General features: G+C 70.6%; 18 protein-coding genes. 7 read left to right on the top strand and 11 right to left on the bottom strand.

The window, feature by feature from the left end; genetic code table 11:
- The first annotated feature begins 1 nt into the window (after position 1).
- Positions 2–907: a L,D-transpeptidase gene (locus ACIQ6S_RS03130; RefSeq protein WP_397607084.1), complete on the top strand. Its 906-nt coding sequence runs from the start codon at positions 2–4 to the stop codon at positions 905–907.
- Positions 904–2,154, top strand: a complete 1,251-nt coding sequence (locus tag ACIQ6S_RS03125) for a dicarboxylate/amino acid:cation symporter (protein WP_397607083.1) — start codon at positions 904–906, stop codon at positions 2,152–2,154. The genes ACIQ6S_RS03130 and ACIQ6S_RS03125 overlap by 4 nt, the downstream gene beginning before the upstream one ends.
- On the opposite strand, the gene ACIQ6S_RS03120 is transcribed toward ACIQ6S_RS03125, so the two are convergent.
- From ACIQ6S_RS03120 to ACIQ6S_RS03090, 7 genes are read right to left on the bottom strand one after another with little or no spacing between them, the layout of a single operon-like run.
- On the bottom strand, positions 2,151–3,533 hold the full coding sequence (locus ACIQ6S_RS03120; RefSeq protein WP_397607179.1) for an ATP-binding protein: 1,383 nt from the start codon (positions 3,531–3,533) through the stop codon (positions 2,151–2,153). The two genes, ACIQ6S_RS03125 and ACIQ6S_RS03120, sit on opposite strands and share 4 nt — an antisense overlap.
- A gap of 17 nt (positions 3,534–3,550) precedes the next feature.
- Complete coding sequence (locus tag ACIQ6S_RS03115; protein WP_397607082.1) at positions 3,551–4,213, bottom strand: response regulator; 663 nt, start codon at positions 4,211–4,213, stop codon at positions 3,551–3,553.
- Between the two features lie 16 nt (positions 4,214–4,229).
- On the bottom strand, positions 4,230–4,871 hold the full coding sequence (locus ACIQ6S_RS03110) for a hypothetical protein (protein ID WP_397607178.1): 642 nt from the start codon (positions 4,869–4,871) through the stop codon (positions 4,230–4,232).
- A gap of 50 nt (positions 4,872–4,921) precedes the next feature.
- Positions 4,922–5,758 carry an SDR family oxidoreductase gene (locus ACIQ6S_RS03105; RefSeq protein WP_397607081.1) on the bottom strand — a complete coding sequence of 279 codons (837 nt, stop codon included), beginning with the start codon at positions 5,756–5,758 and terminating at the stop codon, positions 4,922–4,924.
- On the bottom strand, positions 5,755–6,456 hold the full coding sequence (locus ACIQ6S_RS03100) for a TenA family transcriptional regulator (protein ID WP_397607080.1): 702 nt from the start codon (positions 6,454–6,456) through the stop codon (positions 5,755–5,757). The genes ACIQ6S_RS03105 and ACIQ6S_RS03100 overlap by 4 nt, the downstream gene beginning before the upstream one ends.
- A complete protein-coding gene (locus ACIQ6S_RS03095; protein WP_397607079.1) occupies positions 6,453–7,922 on the bottom strand; it encodes an AMP-binding protein in 1,470 nt (489 codons plus the stop codon). Before ACIQ6S_RS03095 ends, ACIQ6S_RS03100 begins: the two co-directional genes overlap by 4 nt.
- Complete coding sequence (locus ACIQ6S_RS03090; RefSeq protein ID WP_397607078.1) at positions 7,919–8,575, bottom strand: thermostable hemolysin; 657 nt, start codon at positions 8,573–8,575, stop codon at positions 7,919–7,921. The genes ACIQ6S_RS03095 and ACIQ6S_RS03090 overlap by 4 nt, the downstream gene beginning before the upstream one ends.
- Positions 8,576–8,743: 168 nt before the next feature.
- Between ACIQ6S_RS03090 and ACIQ6S_RS03085 the strand changes: the two genes are divergently transcribed.
- The gene (locus ACIQ6S_RS03085) at positions 8,744–10,567 is read left to right on the top strand and encodes a M14 family metallopeptidase (RefSeq protein WP_397607077.1); all 1,824 of its coding nucleotides are present in this window, start codon (positions 8,744–8,746) and stop codon (positions 10,565–10,567) included.
- 82 nt (positions 10,568–10,649) lie between these two features.
- The gene (locus tag ACIQ6S_RS03080; RefSeq protein ID WP_397607076.1) at positions 10,650–15,824 is read left to right on the top strand and encodes a hypothetical protein; all 5,175 of its coding nucleotides are present in this window, start codon (positions 10,650–10,652) and stop codon (positions 15,822–15,824) included.
- Between the two features lie 10 nt (positions 15,825–15,834).
- On the opposite strand, the gene ACIQ6S_RS03075 is transcribed toward ACIQ6S_RS03080, so the two are convergent.
- Together ACIQ6S_RS03075 and ACIQ6S_RS03070 are read right to left on the bottom strand one after the other, a co-directional pair.
- On the bottom strand, positions 15,835–16,410 hold the full coding sequence (locus ACIQ6S_RS03075; protein WP_397607075.1) for a DUF2062 domain-containing protein: 576 nt from the start codon (positions 16,408–16,410) through the stop codon (positions 15,835–15,837).
- A gap of 25 nt (positions 16,411–16,435) precedes the next feature.
- On the bottom strand, positions 16,436–17,266 hold the full coding sequence (locus tag ACIQ6S_RS03070) for a substrate-binding periplasmic protein (protein WP_397607074.1): 831 nt from the start codon (positions 17,264–17,266) through the stop codon (positions 16,436–16,438).
- Between the two features lie 102 nt (positions 17,267–17,368).
- Here ACIQ6S_RS03070 and hemN point away from each other — a divergent pair, with 102 nt between their 5' ends.
- Together hemN and ACIQ6S_RS03060 are read left to right on the top strand one after the other, a co-directional pair.
- On the top strand, positions 17,369–18,742 hold the full coding sequence (gene hemN, locus ACIQ6S_RS03065) for an oxygen-independent coproporphyrinogen III oxidase (protein WP_397607073.1): 1,374 nt from the start codon (positions 17,369–17,371) through the stop codon (positions 18,740–18,742).
- Between the two features lie 139 nt (positions 18,743–18,881).
- Positions 18,882–19,565, top strand: coding sequence for a TorF family putative porin (locus ACIQ6S_RS03060; RefSeq protein WP_397607072.1), 684 nt, complete (start codon positions 18,882–18,884; stop codon positions 19,563–19,565).
- Positions 19,566–19,626: 61 nt separating this feature from the next.
- Here the strand turns inward: ACIQ6S_RS03060 and trmY are convergent, their stop codons facing one another.
- Complete coding sequence (gene trmY, locus ACIQ6S_RS03055; RefSeq protein ID WP_397607071.1) at positions 19,627–20,220, bottom strand: tRNA (pseudouridine(54)-N(1))-methyltransferase TrmY; 594 nt, start codon at positions 20,218–20,220, stop codon at positions 19,627–19,629.
- 113 nt (positions 20,221–20,333) lie between these two features.
- Here trmY and ACIQ6S_RS03050 point away from each other — a divergent pair, with 113 nt between their 5' ends.
- Positions 20,334–21,776: a sensor histidine kinase gene (locus ACIQ6S_RS03050; RefSeq protein WP_397607070.1), complete on the top strand. Its 1,443-nt coding sequence runs from the start codon at positions 20,334–20,336 to the stop codon at positions 21,774–21,776.
- Positions 21,777–21,805: 29 nt separating this feature from the next.
- On the opposite strand, the gene ACIQ6S_RS03045 is transcribed toward ACIQ6S_RS03050, so the two are convergent.
- The gene (locus tag ACIQ6S_RS03045) at positions 21,806–22,420 is read right to left on the bottom strand and encodes a hypothetical protein (protein ID WP_397607069.1); all 615 of its coding nucleotides are present in this window, start codon (positions 22,418–22,420) and stop codon (positions 21,806–21,808) included.
- Between the last annotated feature and the right edge of the window lie 141 nt (positions 22,421–22,561).

Raw genomic sequence — 22,561 nt, 5'->3', positions numbered from 1 at the left:
CATGCCCGCCCCCCACGCCCATCCGCGCGCCCTCCCCGCCCTGTTCCTGCTGGCCGTCGTCGGTGTTCTCGCCGGCTGCAGCAGCCTTGGTGATCGCGGGCCCATGCGCCCGGCGCCGAGCCACGACGACACGCGGCCGCCGCGCCTTGTCGACCACGGCCCGTGGCCGAACCCGGCCACCCGCCAGCTCGTGGTGGTGCTGACGCCGAACTGGGACGCCCCGCAAGGCCGACTCGCCCGCTTCGAACGCGACGCGGGCGGTGCGTGGCGGCCTGTGGGCGCGAGCTTCCCGGTGATGGTGGGCCGCGCCGGCAGCGCCTGGGGCCTCGGCGTGCATGCGCCGCAGGCCGACGGCCCGCAAAAGGCGGAAGGCGATGGCCGCGCGCCCGCAGGCGTGTTCGCCATCGGCAGTGCGTTCGGTTATGCCGAGTCCGCCGCCACGCGCCTCGCGTACATGCCGATGCAGCGCGAGCACTGGTGCATCGACGTGCCCGGCTCGCCCGATTACAACCGCATCGTCGATACCCGCGAGGTCGGCGCGACAGCCATCGAAGGCAGCACCGAACCGATGCGCCGCGACCTCCACAAGGACGGCGACCAGCGCTACCGCCTCGGTTTCGTCATCGAGCACAACGCCGCCGGCGCGGATCGCGCGGGCAGCTGCATCTTCGCGCACCTGTGGAAAGGGCCGGACGTGCCCACCGCCGGCTGCACGGCGATGGCCGACGGCGACATGTCCACGCTGCTCGGCTGGCTCGACCCAGCCGCGACGCCGCGCTTCGTGCTGCTCCCCGTCCAGGCTTATGCGCGCATGCAGGCCACGTGGGACCTGCCGGCACCCGGCGGCGGCAACCCGAACGCCGGCCCCGCTGGCGGCACGCCGGCCGGCCGGGACGCGCACGAATGAGCGGCGCCGCGAAGGTCTTTCTCGGCCTGCTGCTCGGCGCCGTTCTCGGCCTCGTCCTCGACGCGTTCGCACCAGCGGCGGCACAGTACGCGGCGGCGATCGCGCAGCCGATTGGCCGGCTGTGGCTCAACGCGCTGCAGATGACGATCGTCCCGCTGGTGATGGGCCTGCTCATCGTCGGCGTGGCACAGGCGAGTGATGCCGCCGCGTCGGGACGCATCGCGCGGCGCACGCTGGCGTGGATCCTCGGCCTCGCGACGGCGTCGGCGGTATTCACCGCGTTCTTCGCGCCCTTCCTGCTGTCGTTCGCGCCGCGCAGCGAGGCGCTCACCGAAGCCCTGCACGCGGCCACCGGCACCATCGCGGCACCGGAGGGCAGCGTGGCCGCCAGCCTTGCCGCACTGGTGCCCACCAATGCGATCGCCGCGGCCGCGCAGGGCGCCATCGTGCCGCTGGTGGTGTTCACCCTGCTGTTCGCGTTCGCGCTGACGCGCATCCCGGCCGAACGCCGCGCACCGGTGCTGGCCCTGGCGCAGGGCGTGGCCGACGCGATGATCGTCATCGTGCACTGGGTGCTGAAGGTGGGTCCGCTGGGCGTGTTCGCGCTCATCCTCCCCGTCACCGTGCAGGCCGGCGGCAGCGTGCTCGGCGCACTCGGCGTGCACGTGGCCGTGCTGATCGCCACCTACCTCGTCATCACCGCCTCGCTGTACGTGATCGCGCCGCTGGGCGGCGGCGAGCCGCTGCGCCGCTTCGCCAGCGCCATCCTGCCGGCACAGGTCGTCGCCGCCAGCACGCAGAGCTCGCTGGCCAGCCTGCCGGCCATGCTGCAGGCCTCGAACGAGCGCTTCGGCTACCCGCCGCAAATCGGCGCACTGGTGCTGCCGCTGGCGGTTTCGCTGTTCCGCATCACCAGCCCGGCGCAGTACCTCGGCGTGATGAGCTTCATCGCCTGGGCCTACGGCATCGAACTCGACGCCACGACGATCTCCACCTGCATCGCGCTCGCGGTGGTCATCAGCCTCGGCTCGGTGGGCCTGCCGGGCCAGGCCAGCTTCATGGGCACCAACCTGCCGATCGTGCAGGCCGCGGGTTTGCCCGTCGAACCGTTGGGCCTGCTGCTCGCGGTCGACCTGATCCCCGACGTGTTCTCCACCGTCGGCAACGTCAGCGCCGACCTCACCGTGGCCAGCAAGGTGGCGCGGGCGGAACCCGACGCCCCTGCCGCCGAGGACGCCGACCGCTAGCCGGGCGTGACCCCGGGCAGTCGCACGTCGACGCCCAGCCCACCCCATTCGGAATCGCGCAGCGTGATCGTGCCCTCGTGCCGCGCCAGCACGGAGCGCACGATCGACAGGCCGAGGCCGCTGCCGGTGGCGCCGCTGCCCAGCTCGCGATGGAAACGGTCGAAGACGCGCTCGCGCGCCTCGGCGGGCAAGCCAGGGCCGGAATCGTCGATGCCCAGTTGCACGCCCGAATCCGTCTTGCGGACCTCGATGCGGATCCGGCCGCCATCGGGGGTGTAGCGGAACGCGTTGTCGAGCAGGTTGCGCACCATGATGCCCAGAGCGATCTCGTCGCCGGCCACTGCAACATGATCGTCACCGGTCACTTCGAGCTGCAGCCCACGCCCGAGGCCGGCGACACCGAGTTCCGCCGCCTCGCGCCGCACGAGGGCCGCGAGGTCGATCGCGCCGCGGCCGGAGAGGCCGGCGCCGGGCGCCACGGACTCCTGCCTCGCCAGATCGAGCATCTGCGCGATCACGCGCTCCATCCTCACCAACGCGCGATCGACGCGCGCCGCCAGCGCGTCGCGGGCCGCGGGGTCCTCCTCGGCGTGGCAATTGGCCGCGTGGACGCGCAAGGCCGCGAGCGGCGTGCGGAGTTCATGCGCGGCATCCGCCGTGAAGCGGCGCTCGCGCTCCAGCGCCGTCCGCATGCGATCGAACAGACCGTTGATGGCGCGCACCAAGCCACCGAGTTCCAGCGGCACCGACAGAGGATCGATCGGCGTCAGGTCGTGGCCTGCGCGGCGCTCGATGCCATCGACGATGCGTGCGAGGCCACGGGCGGCGAATTCCAGCACCACCCAGAGCAACGCCACGAGCACCGGCAAGCCAAGGATCAACGGCAGCAGCGTGCCGCGGGCGATGCCGGTGGCGAGCTCCTCGCGGATCTCGCCCTCCTCACCCGCCTGCACCCACAGGCCCTCGCGGCTGCGCAGGGTGAACACCCGCCACGGCTGGCCCTCGAGCTCGACGTCGGCGAAGCCTGATGCCAGCGCAGCCAGCGGCGTGGCGGGGCCGCTTTCCGAACGCAGCAACAAGCGGCCCTCCGCATCGCGCACCTGGAAGGCCAGCTTGGTTTCGTAGGCGTGGCCATCGGCACTCACGAGGGCATCGCCCCGGCCTTCGGCGTCGCCATGCCACACCTCGATCAGCGACGGCGCGCCGTCGGCCTGCGGCAGGTCGGTGACGTGCGGTGCGACGAGGGCCGACAGCACCCGGGCCGAGTGTGCGAGCTTGGCGTCGAACAGCTCCGCCGCCTCGGTGCGGCCTTCGCGGTAGCTGAAGAACGCCGCCACGGCCGCCACACTGCAGACCACGACGACCAGCGCCGCCAGCAGCATCAGCCGCGCCGACCTCATGCCGGCACCGAGAGCGTGTAGCCCACGCCGCGCACGGTGCGGATCAGGTCGGCGTCGAGCCGCTTGCGCAGGTGGTGCACGTGCACCTCGAGCGAGTTGCTGGCCACGTCCTCGTCCCAGCCGTAGATGGCCTGCTGCAGTGCGTCGCGCGTCAGGATGCGGCCGGGCTGTTCCATCAAGGCACGGAGCAGGGCGAACTCGCGGCGCGGCAGGTCGATCATGCGCCCCTGCCAATGCACGCTGAGCGTGGCCGGATCGAGACGCAGCGCGCCGTGCGCCAGCGTGGGCTGCGCCTGCCCCTGCGCACGGCGATGCAGGGCGCGAAGTCGGGCGAGCAGTTCGTTCGGGTCGAAGGGCTTGCCGAGGAAATCATCGGCGCCGAGGTCCAGCGCCTCGATGCGGTCGCCGACGCGGTCGCGGGCGGTCAGGACCAAGATCGGCACGCGATGCCCTTCCTGCCGCGCGGTGCGGATCACCTGCACGCCGTCCATCCGCGGCAGGCCGAGATCCAGCACCACTGCGTCGAAGCCACCATCACGGATGGCCGTCAGCGCGGCGACGCCGTCCTGCACCCAGTCCACCGCGATGGCCGCCCGGCGCAGGGCTGTCTGCAGGCCCTCGCCGAGCGACGCGTCGTCTTCCACCAACAGGATTCGCATGGTTGGAGTCTAGGCTTCAGCCCTCCAACGCGGCCAGCGCGGCTTCGATCTCGCCGCGACGACCGGCGTCGGCCGATTCACGACCGGGGCGCGGCGGTGCAGCGAGGGCCTTGCGGAAGGCCGCGACAGCACCGGCGTCATCGCCCTGGTCGCGCAGGAAGTCGGCCCAGAAGTAGTTGCTGTCGATGCCCGCCGGGTTCATCCGCAGGCCCGCTTGCAGGTGCTCGCGCGCGGCGTCCTCGTCGCCGAAGCCGACCGGCCAACCGGGCACCTGGTAGTACAGGCTGCCGAGGCTGGTATGCGCCGAACCCTCGAGGACGGCGTCGTCGATGGCGAGCGCGGCTTCGAAATCGGCCTTGGCCTTCTTCACCAGCGAGAGGGCGCCGAGACCGCCTTTCGCGCCGGCCCACGAGGCTTCGATGATCCCGCGCCAGGTCAGCACGGCGGCATCGCGTGGATGCGCGGCGACGGCGGCATCGGCCTCCTTCACGAGCGCTTCGAAAGCGGCCGCCTGGGCGTTGGCGGGCTGGCCGTATTTGATCTCCGCCCAGCGGGCCTGCAGCGTCGCCACCGGCGAGGCCGCCGGCGCAGCGAGCGTGGCCGCCGCGGGCGGCGTGTCGGCCGCTTGGGCCGACGGCGCGGCGAGCAGCGCGGCCATGGGCACAAGGCCAGCAAGGATGGCGACGGCGAGGGGATGACGGAAGGCATTCACGGGCTGGACTCCAGGGCGGTGTCGGAAACGACGGGGGCGGCGGCGCGGGCGAAGCGCCGCACGATGGGAAGCTGTTTGGCGAGCGCGCGATCAACGAGCTCCGGCAAGGCGCCGTTGAGGCGCGCGAACAGGCGCTCGGGCCAACCGAGCTGGCGGCGGCGCGTGCCGGATTCGATGGCCTCGAGCAATGCGGCGGCGACCTGATCGGCATCGTCGACGGCCACGCCGAGCTCGGCATTCATGGCATCGACCGCCGCGCTGTTCAATGCCGTGCGGGTCGCCCGCGGCGAGAGGTACTGGACGCGCAGCGGGGTGTCGGCGTGTTCGCGCGCGAGCGCTTCGAGGAAACCGCGCAGGCCGAACTTGCTGGCGCTGTAGGCGGCGAAGCCGGGGTAACCGAGGCTGCCGAAGGTCGAGCCGATGCCGACGATGCCGGCGCTCGGCAGGCGCATCAGGCACGGCAGCAGCGCGCGCACCAACAGCATCGGTGCGACGAGATTCGTGGCGACCTGGGCCTGAACATCGACGACGCTGCTGTGCTCGAACAGGCCGAAACGGGAATCCGCGGCCCCGAGGATGAGCATCGACACCGGGATCGGCGCCGCGGCCACCGCGCGGCGGACCGCGTCGATGCCGTCCGCCGTGGCCAGATCAGCCACCACAGGACGGATGGCGCCCGGACGCGCACGCGCCGCCAGCGCATGCAGGGCATCGGCACGTCGCCCCACGGCATAGACCGTGGCGCCGGCCTCGGCGAGGCGCAGCGCCAGGCATTGGCCGATGCCGCCGCTGGCCCCGGTGAGCAGGACGCCGCGACCGGCGACGCCGTTCAAGCGGCCACCGCCAGCGCCGGCGCGCTGCGCAGGCCCTGGAACACCGAGCCGTACAGGCCGTAGAACATGCGCGCGGCATGGACCACCGCCGCTTGGTCGGACGGTTCGTGCAGGCGGTCCATCAGGCCTTCGAAGAAGCCGGTGTGCTCGACATCAAGGCTGCCGTGCGAGCGCAGGTAGCGGAACGCCTTCTTCGGCAGCCCGAGCGTGGTTTCGATGACATCCGCCGCGCGTGTCGCCAGCGCGACGCTGGTGCCTTCGAGCACCAGCACCATGCCGAAGAAACCGACCGGGTTGCCGCGATGGATGGTGTCGTAGGCGTAGGCGACCATCAGTTCGGTCGCCGGCGAAGGGCCGGCCTCGAGCACGGCGGCGCGCGACACGCCCAGCGTCTCGAGGTCGTCGAGGATCCATTCCTGATGACCGACCTCCTCCTCGATGTACTCGGCGATGGCCTCACGCAGCCATTCCAAGCGCGCCGGCAACCGGCTGCCGCAGGCCATCAGCAGCGGCGTGGTGTGGCGGACGTGGTGGTAGGCCTGGATGAGGAAGGCGATGTAGTCCTCGCGGGACACGCGGCCTTGCACCGCCTCGCCGAGGATCGGCAGCGCCTGGAAGGCCGCGCGCGCCTCGGCGCTCTGCGCGATGAGGCGAGCGTGGAAGCCGCCGATCTCGGGCAACGGGCTGAAGGTCTTCATGGATGGACGCTCTCGTGGACAGGAGGGGAAAGGACGGTGCGCGCATGCGGATCGGGCGCGGCGACCATGGCGGCGCCGTAGCGCTGCATCAGCGCCTCGCGCCGCGGCCGGCCGTTGCCGGTGAGTAGGCCGTTGGCGACGGTGAAGGGTTCGTCCGCGGTCAGCACGGCGGCCACGCGCGCGTAGTCGGGCAGGCCAGTGTTGACTTCGGCCACCGCGCGCTCGAGCGCCGCGGGGGAGGCATCGGCGCGGCGCGGCACCAGCACGGCGGCGCCTTGCACGCGGCCCTCGCCCCAGACGAAGGCCTGCGCGATCAGCGGGTGCTGCACCAGCTCGCTTTCCAGCCATTCGGGGCTGACGTTGCGACCCCAAGCGGTGATGTACATCGCCTTGCGGCGGCCGCGGAGATGCAGGAAGCCTTCACTGTCGAACTCGCCGAGGTCTCCCGTGGCATACGGGCCCGAGGCGCGCGACGCCTCGCCGGTGTAGCCGAGGAAGGCCGGGCCATCGACCCACACCTCGCCCTCGCCGTCGACGCGGAGCTGCGCATGCGGCAAGGGGCGGCCGACGCTGCCGGCACGCTGGGCACCGGGGCGGTTCAAAGCCACGACCGACGCGCATTCGCTTAGGCCGTAGCCTTCGTACACGGGCAGGCCAAGGGCCGCGGCGCGGCCGAGCAGGCTGAGCGGCACGCGCGCGCCGCCGACGGCGATCATGCGCAGCGAACGCGGCAAGGCCGCACCGGCTTCGGCCGCCTGCACCAGCCCCTGCAGCAGTTGCGGCACGAGGATGATCGACTCCGGGGCGTGGCGGTGCAGCGTCGCCAACAGGGCCTGGAGGTCGAGGCCGGCGCTGCCGCGATGGCCGACCGTGGCGAGCGAAGGCAGGTGCACTTCGCCACCCGCCAACAGCGGCGCATACAGCCCGCCGACCGTTTCCAGCAGCACGCCCAGGGGCAGCAGGCTGAGGTGTCGGCGCACGCCCAGCGTGGCCATCGCCTGCACCAGCGAGGCCGCGACCCGCTCCGGCAACGCGCGATCGAGGCAGACGCCCTTCGGTGCGCCGGTGCTGCCGGAGGTGTAGGTGACGATCGCGGTGCCGGCCGGCAAGGCGCGAGGCGAGGGTTCGAGCGTCCGCCACTGCAGGCGGTCCAGCGGCGAATCCGACGCGGCAGGCAGGGCCATCGCCACGGCCGACTGCGCGGCATGCGCCGACTGCGCTTCGGTGAAGAAGGGCGGCAGGGCGATGTGCGGCCGCGCGCTCGCCGCGAGGGCGAGATCGAGCACGGCGGCAGCCAAGCCGTTGTCGAGGCGGCTGGCGACCGCGCCCGGCGGCAGCGTCTCGAGCTGGTCGCGGCAGCGCGACACCGCGTCGCGCAGGGCGTCGGCGGTGAGCGCCTGCTCGCCGTCGTGCATCAGCACGTCGCTGGAGGCGCGATCCGCGAGCGACTGCAGGACGGCGCTCACGTGCCCACCCCGCGCATCGGCGCCGCGACGTCGCGTGCTTCGAGGAAGGCCATGCCCGCGGCGATGTCGCCGGAGACGAGGGTCGGCGACGTGTCGTAGTAGCGGCCCCAGTCGGTCGCCCCGGGACGCAGGCGCGAGGCCAGCGCGGGCGCGAGGGCGACGGTGGCGAGGCCGAGGCGGTCGAAGGCGTTGCGCAATTGCCGCGTGGCGGCGAACAGCACCCAGCGCAGGCCGGCCCGGTGCAGTCCACGGGTGAGGCAGAGGATCAGGCGGCGCGCATCACCGGGGCGCAAGGCGGCGAGACCGCCCACTTCGACCATCGCATCGCGATCGATGCAGCGGCCCAGCGCCGCAGCAACCGCCTGTTCCGCCGGCTGGTCGAGGTATTGCTCGACGAACAGGGGGTGGCCCTTGGCGGGGCGCAAACCGACGGCGGCACGCAGCACGCCCTGGCGGTCGTGGAAGACCAGCAGCCACGGCATGAATTCCGTGAGTTGGGCGTCGAACTGCTCGCGGTACACGCGGGCGACGAAGGCCTCGGCCACCCGACGATCGTCGTCGGGGCCGAGCAGGGTCGGCACCCAATCCGGATCGGTGGCCGCGTCGAGCGCGGCGTGGGTGCGGGCGGGCAAGGGGAAGGCGGTCATCGGCATGGCGCCATGCTTGCCGCGCCGACTTAAGCCAGTCTTAGGCCAAGGTTAGGCAAGAGTTAGTTGCAGGCTAAGAAAGCCGTAAACCGCGGTCCCCGAGCGGCGAAGACTGAACGCTCGCTGGCCGTGCGGCCGCTCCGTTAGCATCGGGCCCTGCTTCCGGAGACCCGAATGCCCGCCTCGCCGTCCCACCACCGCACCCCGCGCCGCTCGCGCTCCCTCGCCCTGGCGTTGGCCGTCTCGACGATTGCCCTGTCGCCGCCGATGCTCGCGACCGCCACCGACTGGGCCACGCCGGCGGAAGCCAGCGGCTACACGCGCACGCCGCGCTACGCCGAGACGATGGCGTACTTCGAGCGCCTCGACGCCGCCAGCCCGCAAGTGGCGATGCTCGAATTCGGCCGCTCGGCGCAGGACCGCGCGATGCGCGCCGTGATCGTGTCGAAGCAGGGCGTCACCACGCCCGAGGCCGCGCACGCCACGGGCAAGCCGGTGATCTTCATCCAGGCCGCGATCCATCCGGGCGAGCACGAGGGCAAGGACGTGCTGATGGCCCTGGTGCGCGACCTCACGGTGGGCGGCAAGCACGCCGATCTCATCGAACACGCCGTGCTCGTGCTCGTGCCCATCTTCAACATCGACGGCCATGAACGCTTCGGCCCGTTCAACCGCATCAACCAGAATGGCCCCGAGGCGATGGGCTGGCGCGCGACCGCGCAGAACCTCAACCTCAACCGCGACTACACCAAGCTCGACGCGCCGGAGATGCAGGCGTGGATGCGCCTCTGGCACGCATGGAACCCCGACCTGCTGATCGACATGCACAACACCAACGGCGCCGACTACCAGTACGCGATGACTTGGGCGTTCGAAGCCGCGCAGAACATCGAGCCGCCCCTTGCCGACTGGCAGCGTCGCGCCTTCGACGGCGTGGTGAAGCCGGCGCTGGCCACGCAGGGCTGGCCGGTGGCGTTCTACGTCAGCCTGAAGGACGGCACGAACCTGCGTGCCGGCCTCGTCGAAGGCGCCTCCGGCCCGCGCTTCTCGGTGGGCTATGCCGCCGCCGTGAACCGCCCCGGCCTGCTGGTCGAAACCCACATGCTCAAGGACTTCCGCACCCGCGCGGCCGTCAACGAGGCATTGCTGGTCGAGACGCTGCGGATGCTCGGCCAGGAGGGCGAGGCCCTGCAGGCCGCGAATGCCCGTGCCGATGCCGCGCGATTCAGCGGTGACCGCCGCATACCGCTGGCCTTCGGCCTCGCCGACACGACCGAGACGATCGACTTCCTCGGCTACGCCGACTCGCGAACGGAGAGCGAGATCTCGGGGGGGACGTGGGTGCGTTACGACACGTCGAAGCCGGAGACGATCCGGGTGCCGGTGCAGCGCCAGGTCACCGTCACCGCCGAAACGGAGGCGCCCGCGGCTTACGTCGTGCCGCCGCAGTGGACCGCGGTGCTCGATCGGCTGCGCATGCACGGCATCGCCATGACGCGCATCGACGCGGCCACCACCGTCGAGGCGGGCCGCTACCGCTTTGGCAACGTCGCGTGGGCCCCGCGCCCGTTCGAGGGCCGCCACGCGATCGCCGAGCTGGAACAGACCCTCGAGACCAGCGAGCAGGCGGTTCCCGCCGGCAGCTGGCTGGTGTCGATGGACCAGCCGAAGGGGCGCCTCGCCGCGCTGCTGCTCGAACCGGCCTCGCCCGACAGCTTCCTGCGTTGGGGCTTCTTCGACGCGATCTTCGAAGAGAAGGAATACGCGGAACCGCGCGTGATGGAAGCCATGGCCCGCGAGATGATGGCGAAGGACCCCGCACTGAAGGCGGCCTTCGAGGCCAAGCTCGGGGCCGACGCCGCGTTTGCCGCCGATCCGCGCCAGCGGCTGCGCTTCTTCTACCAGCGCACGCCCTACTTCGACACCGAGTTCAGTCGCTATCCGGTGTTGCGCCTGGACAGCCGCAACCTGGCCACGCTGCCGACGGCTAGGCACTGAGGCTTCCGACGCGTCGTAGGCACCATGACTCGCGGGTTGCGAGCTCCATGGGGCTGTGATCCCATGCCGCGGCTTTCTCTCCATGGACGGACGCATGCCCCCCGCTGGCCACTCCCCCCGCACGTCGCTGGCGTTGCTCGCCGTCGTCGCCCTCATTGGTGGTCCTGCAGCGGTTTCGGCCGGGGTCCAGCTCATCCCCCACGGGAACGACTCCCCGCTCGGTGACCGCTGGTTCCGAACACTCCCGAACGGAAACATCGTCGTCGCCGATCCCGCGTTCAGCACGGTCGGTGCTCAGAACCGCGGCGCGGTCAGCTTGTTCAGGCCGGACGGCACGCTGATCCAGCGCGTCGAAGGCACGCGCCAAGATGACGCGCTGGGCAGTGGCGGCATCACCGTGCTGGACAACGGCCACTACGTGGTTTCGAGCCCGGACTGGGGCGGAGGCGCGTTTTCGCGCGCCGGGGCGGTGACTTGGGGGCACGCAGAACAGGGGCTGCCCACGACCATTTCCGCAGCGAACTCGATCGTCGGCGACAGCAGCGGCGACGAAGTGGGGGATGGCGGCGTCCTCGCGTTGGGCAACGGCCACTACCTGGTCGTCAGCAGGGACTGGGGTGCGGGTACCGCAGTGAGCGTGGGTGCCATGACGTGGGCGCGTGGCGACGGCTCGACCGTGGGCCTGCTGAGCTCGGCCAATTCCCTCGTTGGTGGCGCACGCTGGGATTTCAGCGGAGTCGATCTCTTCCGCTTCCCGAACGGCAATGCGATCGCCCTGCTCCCCGAGTGGAACAACGGTGCGGTGTCCAACGCGGGCGCCCTCGTTTGGCTGGCCAGCACGGCGCCGACGATCGGCACGGTCTCGACGGCGAACGCCCTGGTGGGAGCCGCGGCGGATGACCTCAGGGACGCGTTGCTCACTCCGGCTCCGAACGGCAACGTCGTCCTGAGCGCTCCGAACTGGGATGCCCCGGGCGCGGCCAACGCCGGCGCCATCATCGTGGCCACCGGGCCCCAAGCGCGGAGCGGCACCATCGGCAGCAGCAACGCGTTCATCGGCGCCCGACCGAACGACCGCTTGGGCAGCGGTGTCCTGCATCCCGACTACCGGGGGGTGGTGGCGCTGGCCAACGGCGACCTCGCCGTGATCAGCCCGAACTTCTGGAGCAATAGCGGCGCCGTGCACCGCATCGCCAACTCTCCGGCCTCGGTTGGCGTGGCGGGCGTCGACAACATGATCGGCGGTCTCTACGCGAACGAGTACGTCGGCTCCGGAGGCGTTGTCCCCCTTTCCAATGGCGGACTGGTGGTGCTATCGCCCCGGGCGTGGTCGCAGCCCACGATGCGGTTCGAGGCCGGAGCGGTGACCATCGCGCCAACCGGCTTCGGGCGGATCGAGCTCTCGGCCACGAACTCCACGTTCGGCCGCGCCGCGGAAGACCGCTGGGGCAGCGGTGGTGCGATCGAGTTGACGGATGGGCGCGTCCTCGTGGGTTCACCCAGCGTGGACGATGCGGGCCTCGCCAACGCTGGCGCGATCAGCGTGGTCAGCGCGAGCAGCAGCGGCGGCATCGACCCGTCGAACTCGTGGTTCGGGAATACCGCGCAGGCCGGACTCGGAGCCATGGACCTGTTCCAGTACCGCCCGCGCTGGGCGGCCCTGCCCAATGGCGAGGCCTTGGTCGCCGTCCCGAGCTATTCCGCGAATGGCGTGACGCGATCCGGGGTGCTTCATGTCCGCGCCGACACGCCCCGCGGAACGATCGGCACGAGCAATGTCGTGGCATTGCCGGGCACGCCAGTCGCGACGCTGGCCTTGGCGGGCGGACGGTTCGCCGCGGTGTTCAGCGAGGGCCTGGCGTTCGACGTCGGCGGCCGCTTCCCGAGTGACCTCGCGAGCAATCCCGCACGCCGGTGGTCGCCACGCAGCGGCGAGACCTTCTTCCGCGCCCTGGCCCTGTCCAGTGGCCGCCTTGCCGTCCTGTCCAGCGGGAACACTTGGGGGGCAACGCTGTCGCTATCCAGCCTCTCCCCGACACAGCCGGCGGCGACCGTGGACAGCAGCAACAGCCTTCTCGGGCTTGCGACCTGCTTTCCGCACCTCGCCGAGCTCGCGGGCGGCCGCTTCGTCCTCTTCTCGGCCTCGGGCTTCGCCATAGGCTGCAACGTCGGGACCCACGTACTTGCATCGACCTCGTCGTCGCTAGGCTCGACGGCGCGCGACTGGGAGCAGGCGGAGGGCGACGTGGTGTCTTACGACGGCGACTATCCGTCGCCGCCGGCCTTCGACCCGGCCGCCGACCGGCTGACGTTCGGCCGACTCGGCGACGTCGTCCGGATGACGCTTGACGGCGCCGGCAGGCCGCCGCGCTGGGTGAGGTTCCCAAGCATCACGGGAACCACCGAGCTGCGTGCGGATGCCGAAGCCGTCGACCCCGACGGCGATGCGATCAGCTACCAATTCACCTGGTTCCGCGGCAATTTCGTCATTGCCGGCGAGACCTCCGCCCAGTATCGACCGCGCATGATCGACCGTGGCGAGCGGATTGCCGTGCGCGTCGACGCGCTCGCCGCCGGGGGCGAGACCCTGTCCGCCTTTTCGGCCGAAGTGCTTCTTCCGGCGAATCGCCCGCCCCGGATCACCTCTCTGGTCGTCCTCGGCACACCGGAGGTCGGCGAGGTGATGACCGTCTCCGCGACCGCCGACGACGCCGACGGTGACACCATCGATCTGCGCTACCGCTGGCTCCGCCAGGATTCCTCCGAAGCGGGACAAGGCGCGTCGTACACCGTGCAACCCGAGGATGCCGGCAAGACGCTGCTCGTGGTCGCGAGCGCGACCGACGGTCGCGACACCTCGTCCCTGTCCCGGTCGATCGCGATCGGTACGCCGTTGCCCAACCTCGCCAACGACGCCTTCACCGTGGAAGGCCCGGTCTTCGAGATCCCGGCTCCCGGCATCCTGGCCAATGACAGCAATCTGGGCCCCCTCGACCGCCGTAGCGTCGATGTGATGCGGGTCACCAGCGCCGACACGCTGTTGTCCGTCGTGACCTTCCCCGACGGGCGCGTGAGGGGCATCAGCCAGAGGAACGGCGACGAGCCCGCCACCTTCACCTACCGCGTCTGCAGCGATCCCGCCACCGGCCGCTGCCGGGAAGCGACGGTCACGCTCACGCGACGCTCGGTGCTGAAGGCCGTTCCCGAGACGATCCGCGTGCGCTCGAACGGCCCACAGGTGTCGATCAATCCGCTCTCCAACGACGTCTGGCCGGCGGGCACGGGTGATCAACTGCGGCTCACGGTGGTGTCCTCGACCGCGGCGTCCCGGCTGACGATCATGGGCGAATCACTCCTGCTCACTCCCAGCGCCACGTCCGGAACGACGGATGTGGTCCGCTACCGTCTCTGCATCGCGGATGGACGATGCAGCGAGGCTAACGTGACGGTGCCGCACGGCCCCGGCCTGATCAGCTCGGTCGGCGATGGCGCGACGCGCGGCCAAGCACTGGCGCATACCGTGCGAAGCGCCTCCGGCCTCGAGGCCCACGTCTCGGCCTACGCGCCCGTGGCCGCGCTCGAATTGACGAGCAGGATCTGGTCCTCGCCGATCGCCGTCGACCCCGTGCTCCTGCCGGATCATCAGCGCTATGTGTACGTCCAAGCGCTGGACAATGGACGGCCCGGCATCCGTCATCGCTACTTCATCGACTCGCCGGACACGGTGGTGGTCGGCATCGATCTCGACGGCGACTTCCGTCCGGACCCGGATGAGCAGATCTGCCACGCCCAACCGACCGAGTCATCGATGGCGTCCGAGCGGATCGGCGACTGGTGCGATCTAGACAGTGAGGCGGGACCGGCCCACGCGCGGAACTTCTGGGTCCTGGGCCGCGTCCCGGTCGCGCCCTCCCGCGGCTTGGTCGGCGAGCACACGGTTCGCGTCCGGATCTATGCGGTGCCGATCGAGGAAACCCGCGCTGCATCCGCCTGGCGCGTCGACAGCCGTGAGGGCGCCGCCATTGCCTCGCGCGTCCACCTCGCTTGGGATCGATCGGACCTCGGTCGCGTCCAGCCCTTCCCTCTCGGCATTCTGCGCTACCGGCGAAAGGGGCTCGAAGAGGAATGGCTGCCATTCTTCCTGGGAAACACGACCGTGCAGAAGCCGGTGGCGATCGCCCCGGGCATGGCGATTTCGATCCAAGCCGAACCCATCGCCCGCGCCGGAGAGGCGACGCACTTTTTCGAAATCCCCCCGGGAACCCAGAGGTTCTCGGTCGACGCAACGGCGAATGAGCCCTTCGACATCCGCCTGGTCGCGGGCGACCTGCCGAGCCATCGACCGACCACGCCCGTGGTCCCTCCGGCATCCATCAACTCGCGCATCCTCCTGACCGGCGGAGGAGAGCCCCGGCGCAAGCGCATCGAGTTCCTCAGCCCGCCACCCGGACGTTACTTCCTGCTGCCGACGACGACGTCGACGCGGCCGACGTTCGTCGATGTGGGTCTCACGATCGATGCCACGCCGCCCACCTTGCGACCCGGCAGCTATTTCAATCCTCAACGAAGCGGGCACGGTCTTTTCGTCTATCCCTCGGGCGATCAGTGGGTGGCACTCTGGTACACCTATCGGCCCGACGGCGACTCCACCTGGTTCTACGCACAAGCCAGGGCGCCCGGCGCCAACGGCATCTGGCATGCGCCGCTCTACCGGAGCACGTGGAGAACGGGCAGGAATCACCTTGCGCCAGCGGGGCACATCACGCTCACGCCGACCGGCGCCGATCGCGCGACGATGGCCTACACCCTCGACGGCATCACGGGCAGCGAATCCCTTGAGCCTCTCGGCCGGGGCTGCCCCACGATCGACGGCCGGGCCAGCGATCGAAGCGGCCAGTGGTTCAATCCACAGCGCGCGGGCACCGGATACAGCGTGCAGTTGCTGGCGAACTACGAGTTCTACGTGGCGTTCGGCTACGACGCCGACGGCGATGCCGATTTCCGCGTCGCGGAGATTCCGCGCATCGGCCCGGCGACGACCAGCGCGCCCTTCGAATCCCTGTCGGGCTTCTGCCCGCACTGCGAACGCAGCGGCACTCCGGTTCGCCGCACCGCGGGTGCGCTGGTGCGCACGCTGCTGCCGGATGGCAGTTTCCGATTCGCCGCGACGGAAGCGCCGGGCGAAGCGCCCGGCAGCACGTGGGCTTTCGACGAGGCGGCCATCCCCCTCGGACCGCTCCAAGGCTGCACGCCCTGAACCGCGGCGCCTAGTCGGAGGGAGGTACGGCGGCTCGATGCCGACGCAGCGCGTCGAGCCGCTGGCGGAACACCCGCGCCTCCCACGCCAGCAGGCGCCAGGTGAGGTCGGCGAGCAGCGCGAAGGCCAAGCCGACGATCACCCCGCCGACGAAAAGCGCGTTGGTGTAGCGCAAGGCGTCGGGCCAACCGGCGCCAACGCCGGCCAGCGCCATCGCGCCCAAGCCCACCCACGCGGTGAACCCGTAGATCGGGACGATGGTCAGCGGGTTGGTGATCATCTGCAGCGCCACCATCACCGTCAGGTTGCCGCGCAGGCCCAGCGCCAGGCCGAAGCCGAACAGGATCTGCAGGCCGTAGACCGGCAGGAAGGCCAGCACCGAGCCCACGTAAAGGGACGGAATGACGTTGGCGCGCTTGAACGACCAAAGGAACGCGGCGCGGCGAGCGTGCTCGGCGAACCACTTCAGCACCGGGTAGCGCGTGAGGTTGGCGCGGCGTGGCAGGGGCCGCAGCAGGCGGCGCAGGCGCCGTCGGCGCTGCAGCCATCGCGCGTGGTGCCGGTGAAGTTCGTCGGGGGGCGTCATGCGGCGGATTATCCGCGCCGCCGTGTCACTCCGCTTGCAGGAGGAGTCGCGCCTGCAGGTCGGCGACGACACCGGAGCGCCTGAGCTCGGCAAGCGAGGCGTTGAAGGCGACACGCCGCGCCTCGGCGCGGGGATCGCGGCGCGGCCAGACGAGGTGCAGGGTCGAGACGTCGATGGCGCCGCCGACGGCGGCGATCGGGCCCCCGGCGCCGTGCAGCCGTCGCAGGGTGCTCCGGCCGTTGTAGGCCCCGGCGGCAACGACATCGACCCGGCCGGCCTCGAGCATGCGGAAGCACTGCGCCATGTCGTCGACGCGCACCACCTCCAGCCCGCCCGCCGCGACACGCGCCTCGAGGAGCGTGGGCATCAGCGAATCGCGCAGGTAGCAGGTGCGACGGGCCGACTGGATGCGTCGGTTGCGCTCGACATCGCCACCCCCGGCAAGCGTGTCGCGGCGGACGAACAGCAGCGAGGGCACTTCGAGCAACGGGTCGGAGAACAGGAACTCGCGCTCTCGCGCGGGGCTGCGCAGGTAGGGGAAGCTGCCATCGAAGCGCCCTGCCCGCGTTTCCTCATGGGCACGGGCCCAAGGGCGGTCCACGAACGCCGCACGCTCGCCATGGTGCGCCAGCACCCTTGTCACCAACGCCGGGTAGTAGCCCCCTTCCGGCGCCGAACGATCGATGTAGGGCAGGAACTCCGCCGTGGCGAAACGCTGCTCCGGGGGAGCGGCCGCCGCGAGCACGCCAGCCGCGCAAAGCAGGGCCGCCAGGCCCGCCATCCGCCGCCGCCACCGTTGCCCCAGGGTTCGTGTCGCCATCGCCGCAGCATGCGCCGTGGCTCGGACGTGTTCCATGGCTGCGCCGTGAAACCGTGGCGTCCCGCACGCTCCCCCCGTCCGGGTCGGCGCTTGATCCCGGTCAAGGCCTGTCACGCGCCGCGCGCCTACCGTGGCGCCATGACCACCGGCCGCCCCCGCTTCGACCCCGACCTGCTGGCCCGGCACGACACGCCGGGGCCGCGCTACACCTCGTATCCGACGGCCCCGCATTTCGATGCCGCCTTCGGCGAGTCGGCGCTGCGGGCCGCCATCGCACGCAGCAACGACGCGCTGATCCCCCGGCCGCTGTCGCTGTACGTGCATGTCCCCTTCTGCCTGAGCCCCTGCTTCTATTGCGGCTGCACGCGCATCGTCACCCGCGACACCACCCGCGGACCGGCCTACGCGGAGCGCCTGCGCCGAGAGATCGACCGCGTCGCCCCGCTGTTCGACGACGACCGCGAAGTGGTGCAGCTGCACTTCGGCGGCGGCACCCCGAACTTCCTCGACGAAACGACGCTCGCCCGGCTGGTGGGGCACCTGCGATATGCGTTCCACTTCGCCGACGAGCACCACAGCGACCTGTCGATCGAGATCGACCCGCGCAGCACCACGCCGGCGGCGATGGCGATGCTGCGCGACATCGGCTTCAACCGCGCCAGCTTCGGCATCCAGGATTTCGATCCGGACGTGCAAGTCGCGGTCAATCGCGTGCAGCCCTTCGAAGCCACCCGCGACGTGCTCGAGGCGGCGCGCGCCGCCGGCATGCGCTCGATCAACGTCGACCTCATCTACGGCCTGCCGAAGCAGACCCTGGACGGCTTCCGCGCGACGCTCGACAAGGTCGTCGAGCTGCGCCCCGACCGCGTGGCCGTCTACAGCTACGCGCACCTGCCGCAGATGTTCCGGCCGCAGAAGCGCATCGACGCCGCCGACCTGCCGAGTCCCGCCGGGAAGATCGCGCTGCTCGGCCTCGCCATCGAGCGCCTCACGGCCGCCGGCTACGTCTACATCGGCATGGACCACTTCGCCCTGCCCTTCGACGAACTCGCCGTCGCGCAGCGGAAGGGCGGCCTGCACCGCAATTTCATGGGCTACACCACGCACGCCGACACCGACCTCGTCGGTTTCGGGGCCAGCGCCATCTCCCGCATCGCCGACGCCTACGCGCAGAACCCGCGCGAACTCGGCCTGTGGGAGGCCGCCGTCGACGCCGGTCGGTTGCCGGTCTGGCGCGGCCTGGTGCTGGACGACGACGACCAGCTGCGTGCCACCCTGATCCAGGACCTGATGTGCCAGGGCGAGGTCGATTTCGACGCCCTCAGCCGACGCACGGGCGCGGAGACCCTGACCGTCCTCGAGGAAGCCCGGCCGCGCCTCGCCGCGCTGGAAGCCGACGGGCTGGTGGCCTGCCGCGACCACCGCGTGCGCGTGACCGACCGGGGCCGGCTGCTGCTCCGGGTGGTGGCCGCCTGCTTCGACCGCTACCTCCCGGGGGCATCCGCCCGATAGCGGGTCGACAGATTCGTGCCCAAGCTCTAGAAAGTGAAGGCTTGATGGCAGAGCGTTTACGCTAGCCTGCATCATCACCTTCACCGCCCGGGCCCTGCCCCGGCCACGTTCGACGAGCCCAGAGAAGGAATCGCACCCCATGACCCGCAAGACCCTGCTTGCCGCCCTGCTCCTCGCTGCCCTTCCGGGCGCCGCCGCCGCCGAAGGCTTCACCTGGAGCGCCACCGCGGCGTCCGACTATCTGTATCGCGGCATCGACCAGAACGACGACCAGCCCGCCCTGCAGTTCGGCGCGGGCTACGGCTTCGCCGGCGGCCTCTATGTCGGCGCCTGGGGCTCGAACGTTGATTTCGGCGATGGCAGCACGGACACCGAGATCGACACCTACGTCGGTTGGGCCGGCGACCTGTCGGACACCACCAGCTTCGACGTGCAGCTCGTCCGCTACAACTACCTCAACGAGCCCAGTGGCACCGATTACGCCTACAACGAGCTGGTCGGCAAGCTCGGCTTCGCTGAGAACTACACGCTCACCGTCGGCTACACGAACGACTACTTCAACGCCGAAGAGGACAGCTTCTATTACAACCTCGCCGGCAGCTGGGAGTTCGCCGAGCACTACACCTTCAACGCCGGCCTCGGCTACACCACCGCCACCGGCCCGATCGAGAACTTCCTCGACTACAGCGTCGGCGTGAGCCGCGCGTTCGGCCCGGCGACGATCGGCCTGAGCTACGTCGGCACGGACGACAACGCCGAGGAAAACTTCGGCCCGGACCTCGCCGAAGACAAGCTGCTCCTGACGATCGGCTTCGGCGGCTGATCCCAGCCCCCTCGTTCCACCGGGAACCCCGCGGCTTGCCGCGGGGTTTTTCGTTATGGGCTCAGCGCTGGTCGAGCGCGTGGTGGATCAGCACCACGCATTGCGAGGCGAACAGCATCCGCGAGCCCAGCGAGAGTTTCGTCGCGCCGAGGCGCTCGAGGCTGCCGAAGGTCTTCTTCGGCATGGGGATGTGGTCGGTGAGCAGGAAGCAAGGATTGTCGCCGAAGGCCTGGTCGCCGATCGGCGTGCCCTTGCGGTCAAGGACGAAGAGCTGGTGGTCGGCGCCCAGCTGCTGCACCAGCCGCTCGAAGCTGATCGTCTGCACGGTCACGCCGGATTCGACCGGCCGCGTCTCCTCCTTGCCCATGCCGCGCGAGGCGTCCAGCGCCTTCGCCACCTTCGCGAGCAGGGCCCGCTCGTCGAAGCCTCCGAGCTCGTGCATGGCACGCGGCTCGAAGCGGACCGTGCGCGAGTAGTCGGATGTGCTTTCGAGCACGAGGTACACCACGACATCATCGCGATGCGATTGCGCGACGAAGATCGCGTTCATCAGCACGTGGGCGAGGATCTCGGAGTGCGCTTCGCCCCCCACGCCGGCCAGCAGCCGGGCGCTGTCGGTGGGTGCGGCACGGGCGCGCAGGACGAACGTACGCATGGCCTTCCGGGGGTCGTCTTCGGTCCCGGGATTGTCGCATCGCGGCACGCCCCCCGGCCCGGCAACGGAGCCCGGCGCCGACTACACTGGGGCGGATCCGCACAGGACGGAGCATGCGCTTGGTCGACCACGCCGCCGGGGAAACCTTTCTCGGGCCCATCCGTTTCTTCCGCCAGCGCACCCTGCTGGGGATCCACGCCTCGATCGCACTCGGCTCGCTGATCGGCATGGGGATCTTCCACTACTCGGCGCCGGTCGTTGCCACGACGGCGGTTGCCATCCTGCTGGGCGCGCTCGGCCTCTGGCTGACCCATCGGGAGCGGACCGGGCCGGCCGTCGCCATCGCCGCCGCCGTGCTGGTGGGCATGCCCCTCGTTCTGGCCTGGAGTGCGCATGGACTGCTCGATGTCGCGATGCTGATCCTCCCGGCCAGCGTGGTGGCCATCGGCCTCGTGGCCCGGCCGCGCGCCACCCTGCTGACGGGCGCACTGGCGGTGGCTTCCGCCGCGTTCCTCGCCCTCGCGACGGCCAACGACTTCCTGCCGAGGCCGCCGTCGCCGGCCCAGGCGGTACTGGCGATGCGCGCGGCGCCCGTCGTGATGGTGATCCTCGCCTTCGCCACCTTCATCGGCGTGACCGCGTCCTGGGCGCTGAACTTCCTGCTCGATGCCCTCGCCACCCAGAACGCCGACCTCGAGCGCGCGGTGCAGCGTCGCACCGCCGAGCTCGAGGCCAGCAACGCCGAGCTCGAGGCGGCGGTGGACCGCATCGAACGCGCCTCGCGCGAGCTGGTGCGCAGCGAACGCCTCGCCACCCTCGGCAGCGCGGTATCCGGCGTCACCCACGAGCTCGCCACGCCGATCGGCAACGCGGTGGTCGCGGCCTCGGCCCTCGAGGACGCGGCCGCCGAACTCGGCGGCAAGATGACCGCGGGAACGCTGCGGAAAAGCGAGCTCGAGGCCTTCGTCACCGACGCGCGCGACCATTCGGCGCTGCTGATGCGCTCGCTCGACCGCGCTCGCGACCTCGTGCAGAGCTTCAAGCGCGTTTCGGTCGACCAGGCCTCGGGGCGGCGGCGCGCCTTCATGCTCGACGAGTGCATCGCCGACCTGGTGCGCACGTTCAAGGCCTCCAAGGGCCACCGGCGGATGGTCGTCGAGACCCGCATCGAGCCCGGCATCGAACTGCAGGGCTATCCGGGGCCGCTGGGCCAGATCGTCACCAACCTGCTGCAGAACGCCATCCTGCATGGCCTCGCCGACCGCACCGACGGGCGCATCGCCATCGACGGTCGCCACTCAAGCACGGGCTTCGAGCTCGAAGTCATCGACAACGGCGTGGGCATCGCGCCGGAGGTCCTCGCGCGCATCTTCGAGCCCTACTTCACCACCCGCGGCGACGAAGAGGGCTCGGGCCTCGGGCTGTCGATCAGCCGCCAATTGGCCGCCACCGTGCTCGGCGGGCGATTGACCGTGGAATCGACGCCCGGTGAGGGCGCGCGCTTCCTGCTGCGCGCACCGCTGTCGGCGCCGCTGCGCCGCGACCAGCCCGAGTAGCGGAGGCATGGCCCAACCATGGCCGCCGCTCAGCGCGTCGAGTTCGCCGCCGGCCCGTTGTCGGTTGCACCCACGTGGTCAAGTCGGCGCGCCATGCCGGTATGCACGAGGTAAACCTCGCCGCGCGCATCGGCCATGCCCTGGAAGCGGTCAAGCACCTCAGCCAGTTCCTGCTTGAGCTGCCTCGCCTGTGCCGGGGACAGAGCAAGGATCCGCCAACTGTCCATCGGCGAGGTACGGGCGTTCGCCTTCTCCACGTGTGCTCCGCAGACACGGCCATGCGGATCGAGGGAAAACACCATCCCCTCGATGCTGGCCGCCGCATCGCGTTCGATGGCGTTTCGCAGCTCCTTTGCGAGCCCACGACTGAAGGGCGCCGGTGCCGCCATGGAAGGGATGAAGTAACTCTCCCCCGTGCATTGGTAAAGCTTGATGCCGCGGCCGGCGCGCTTGCGCTCTTCGGCGACCTTCACCAGCCCCAGGCGGTGAAGCCGGGTCACGTAGTGATGCAACTGCTTGAGATCCATCTCCAGCTCGCGTGCGACATCGCCCAAGGCGCGAGGCCTGCGAGCGAACTGCAGGAGGATCCGCCGCCAATGCGACTGGGTGAACACCATCGCGGCCCGAGGGTCGCGAATCGTCACTTGCCTACTCAGTGATTGGCTTTGCATGCGGAGTAGCCTACTCCCTAGCCTGTCGCTTTCCGCCACTCCGGATCGCGCATGACACCCCTCCTTCGCCACACCGCCCTCGCACTCGCCCTGATCCTCGCCACCAGCGGCTCG

Origin of the sequence: Silanimonas sp. (assembly GCF_044377035.1) — a bacterium.
Classification (GTDB): Bacteria; Pseudomonadota; Gammaproteobacteria; order Xanthomonadales; family Xanthomonadaceae; genus Silanimonas.
This window is presented reverse-complemented; position numbering and strand designations above follow the sequence as displayed.

Excerpts from the sequence above, each read along its gene's own strand:
- ACIQ6S_RS03130 (WP_397607084.1), top strand. The coding sequence starts at position 2 with ATGCCCGCCCCCCACGCCCATCCGCGCGCCCTCCCCGCCCTGTTCCTG.
- ACIQ6S_RS03125 (WP_397607083.1), top strand. The coding sequence starts at position 904 with ATGAGCGGCGCCGCGAAGGTCTTTCTCGGCCTGCTGCTCGGCGCCGTT.
- ACIQ6S_RS03115 (WP_397607082.1), bottom strand. The coding sequence starts at position 4,213 with ATGCGAATCCTGTTGGTGGAAGACGACGCGTCGCTCGGCGAGGGCCTG.
- ACIQ6S_RS03110 (WP_397607178.1), bottom strand. The coding sequence starts at position 4,871 with ATGGCCGCGCTGCTCGCCGCGCCGTCGGCCCAAGCGGCCGACACGCCG.
- ACIQ6S_RS03100 (WP_397607080.1), bottom strand. The coding sequence starts at position 6,456 with ATGAAGACCTTCAGCCCGTTGCCCGAGATCGGCGGCTTCCACGCTCGC.
- ACIQ6S_RS03090 (WP_397607078.1), bottom strand. The coding sequence starts at position 8,575 with ATGCCGATGACCGCCTTCCCCTTGCCCGCCCGCACCCACGCCGCGCTC.
- ACIQ6S_RS03085 (WP_397607077.1), top strand. The coding sequence starts at position 8,744 with ATGCCCGCCTCGCCGTCCCACCACCGCACCCCGCGCCGCTCGCGCTCC.
- ACIQ6S_RS03080 (WP_397607076.1), top strand. The coding sequence starts at position 10,650 with ATGGACGGACGCATGCCCCCCGCTGGCCACTCCCCCCGCACGTCGCTG.
- ACIQ6S_RS03075 (WP_397607075.1), bottom strand. The coding sequence starts at position 16,410 with ATGACGCCCCCCGACGAACTTCACCGGCACCACGCGCGATGGCTGCAG.
- ACIQ6S_RS03070 (WP_397607074.1), bottom strand. The coding sequence starts at position 17,266 with ATGGAACACGTCCGAGCCACGGCGCATGCTGCGGCGATGGCGACACGA.
- hemN (WP_397607073.1), top strand. The coding sequence starts at position 17,369 with ATGACCACCGGCCGCCCCCGCTTCGACCCCGACCTGCTGGCCCGGCAC.
- ACIQ6S_RS03060 (WP_397607072.1), top strand. The coding sequence starts at position 18,882 with ATGACCCGCAAGACCCTGCTTGCCGCCCTGCTCCTCGCTGCCCTTCCG.
- trmY (WP_397607071.1), bottom strand. The coding sequence starts at position 20,220 with ATGCGTACGTTCGTCCTGCGCGCCCGTGCCGCACCCACCGACAGCGCC.
- ACIQ6S_RS03050 (WP_397607070.1), top strand. The coding sequence starts at position 20,334 with ATGCGCTTGGTCGACCACGCCGCCGGGGAAACCTTTCTCGGGCCCATC.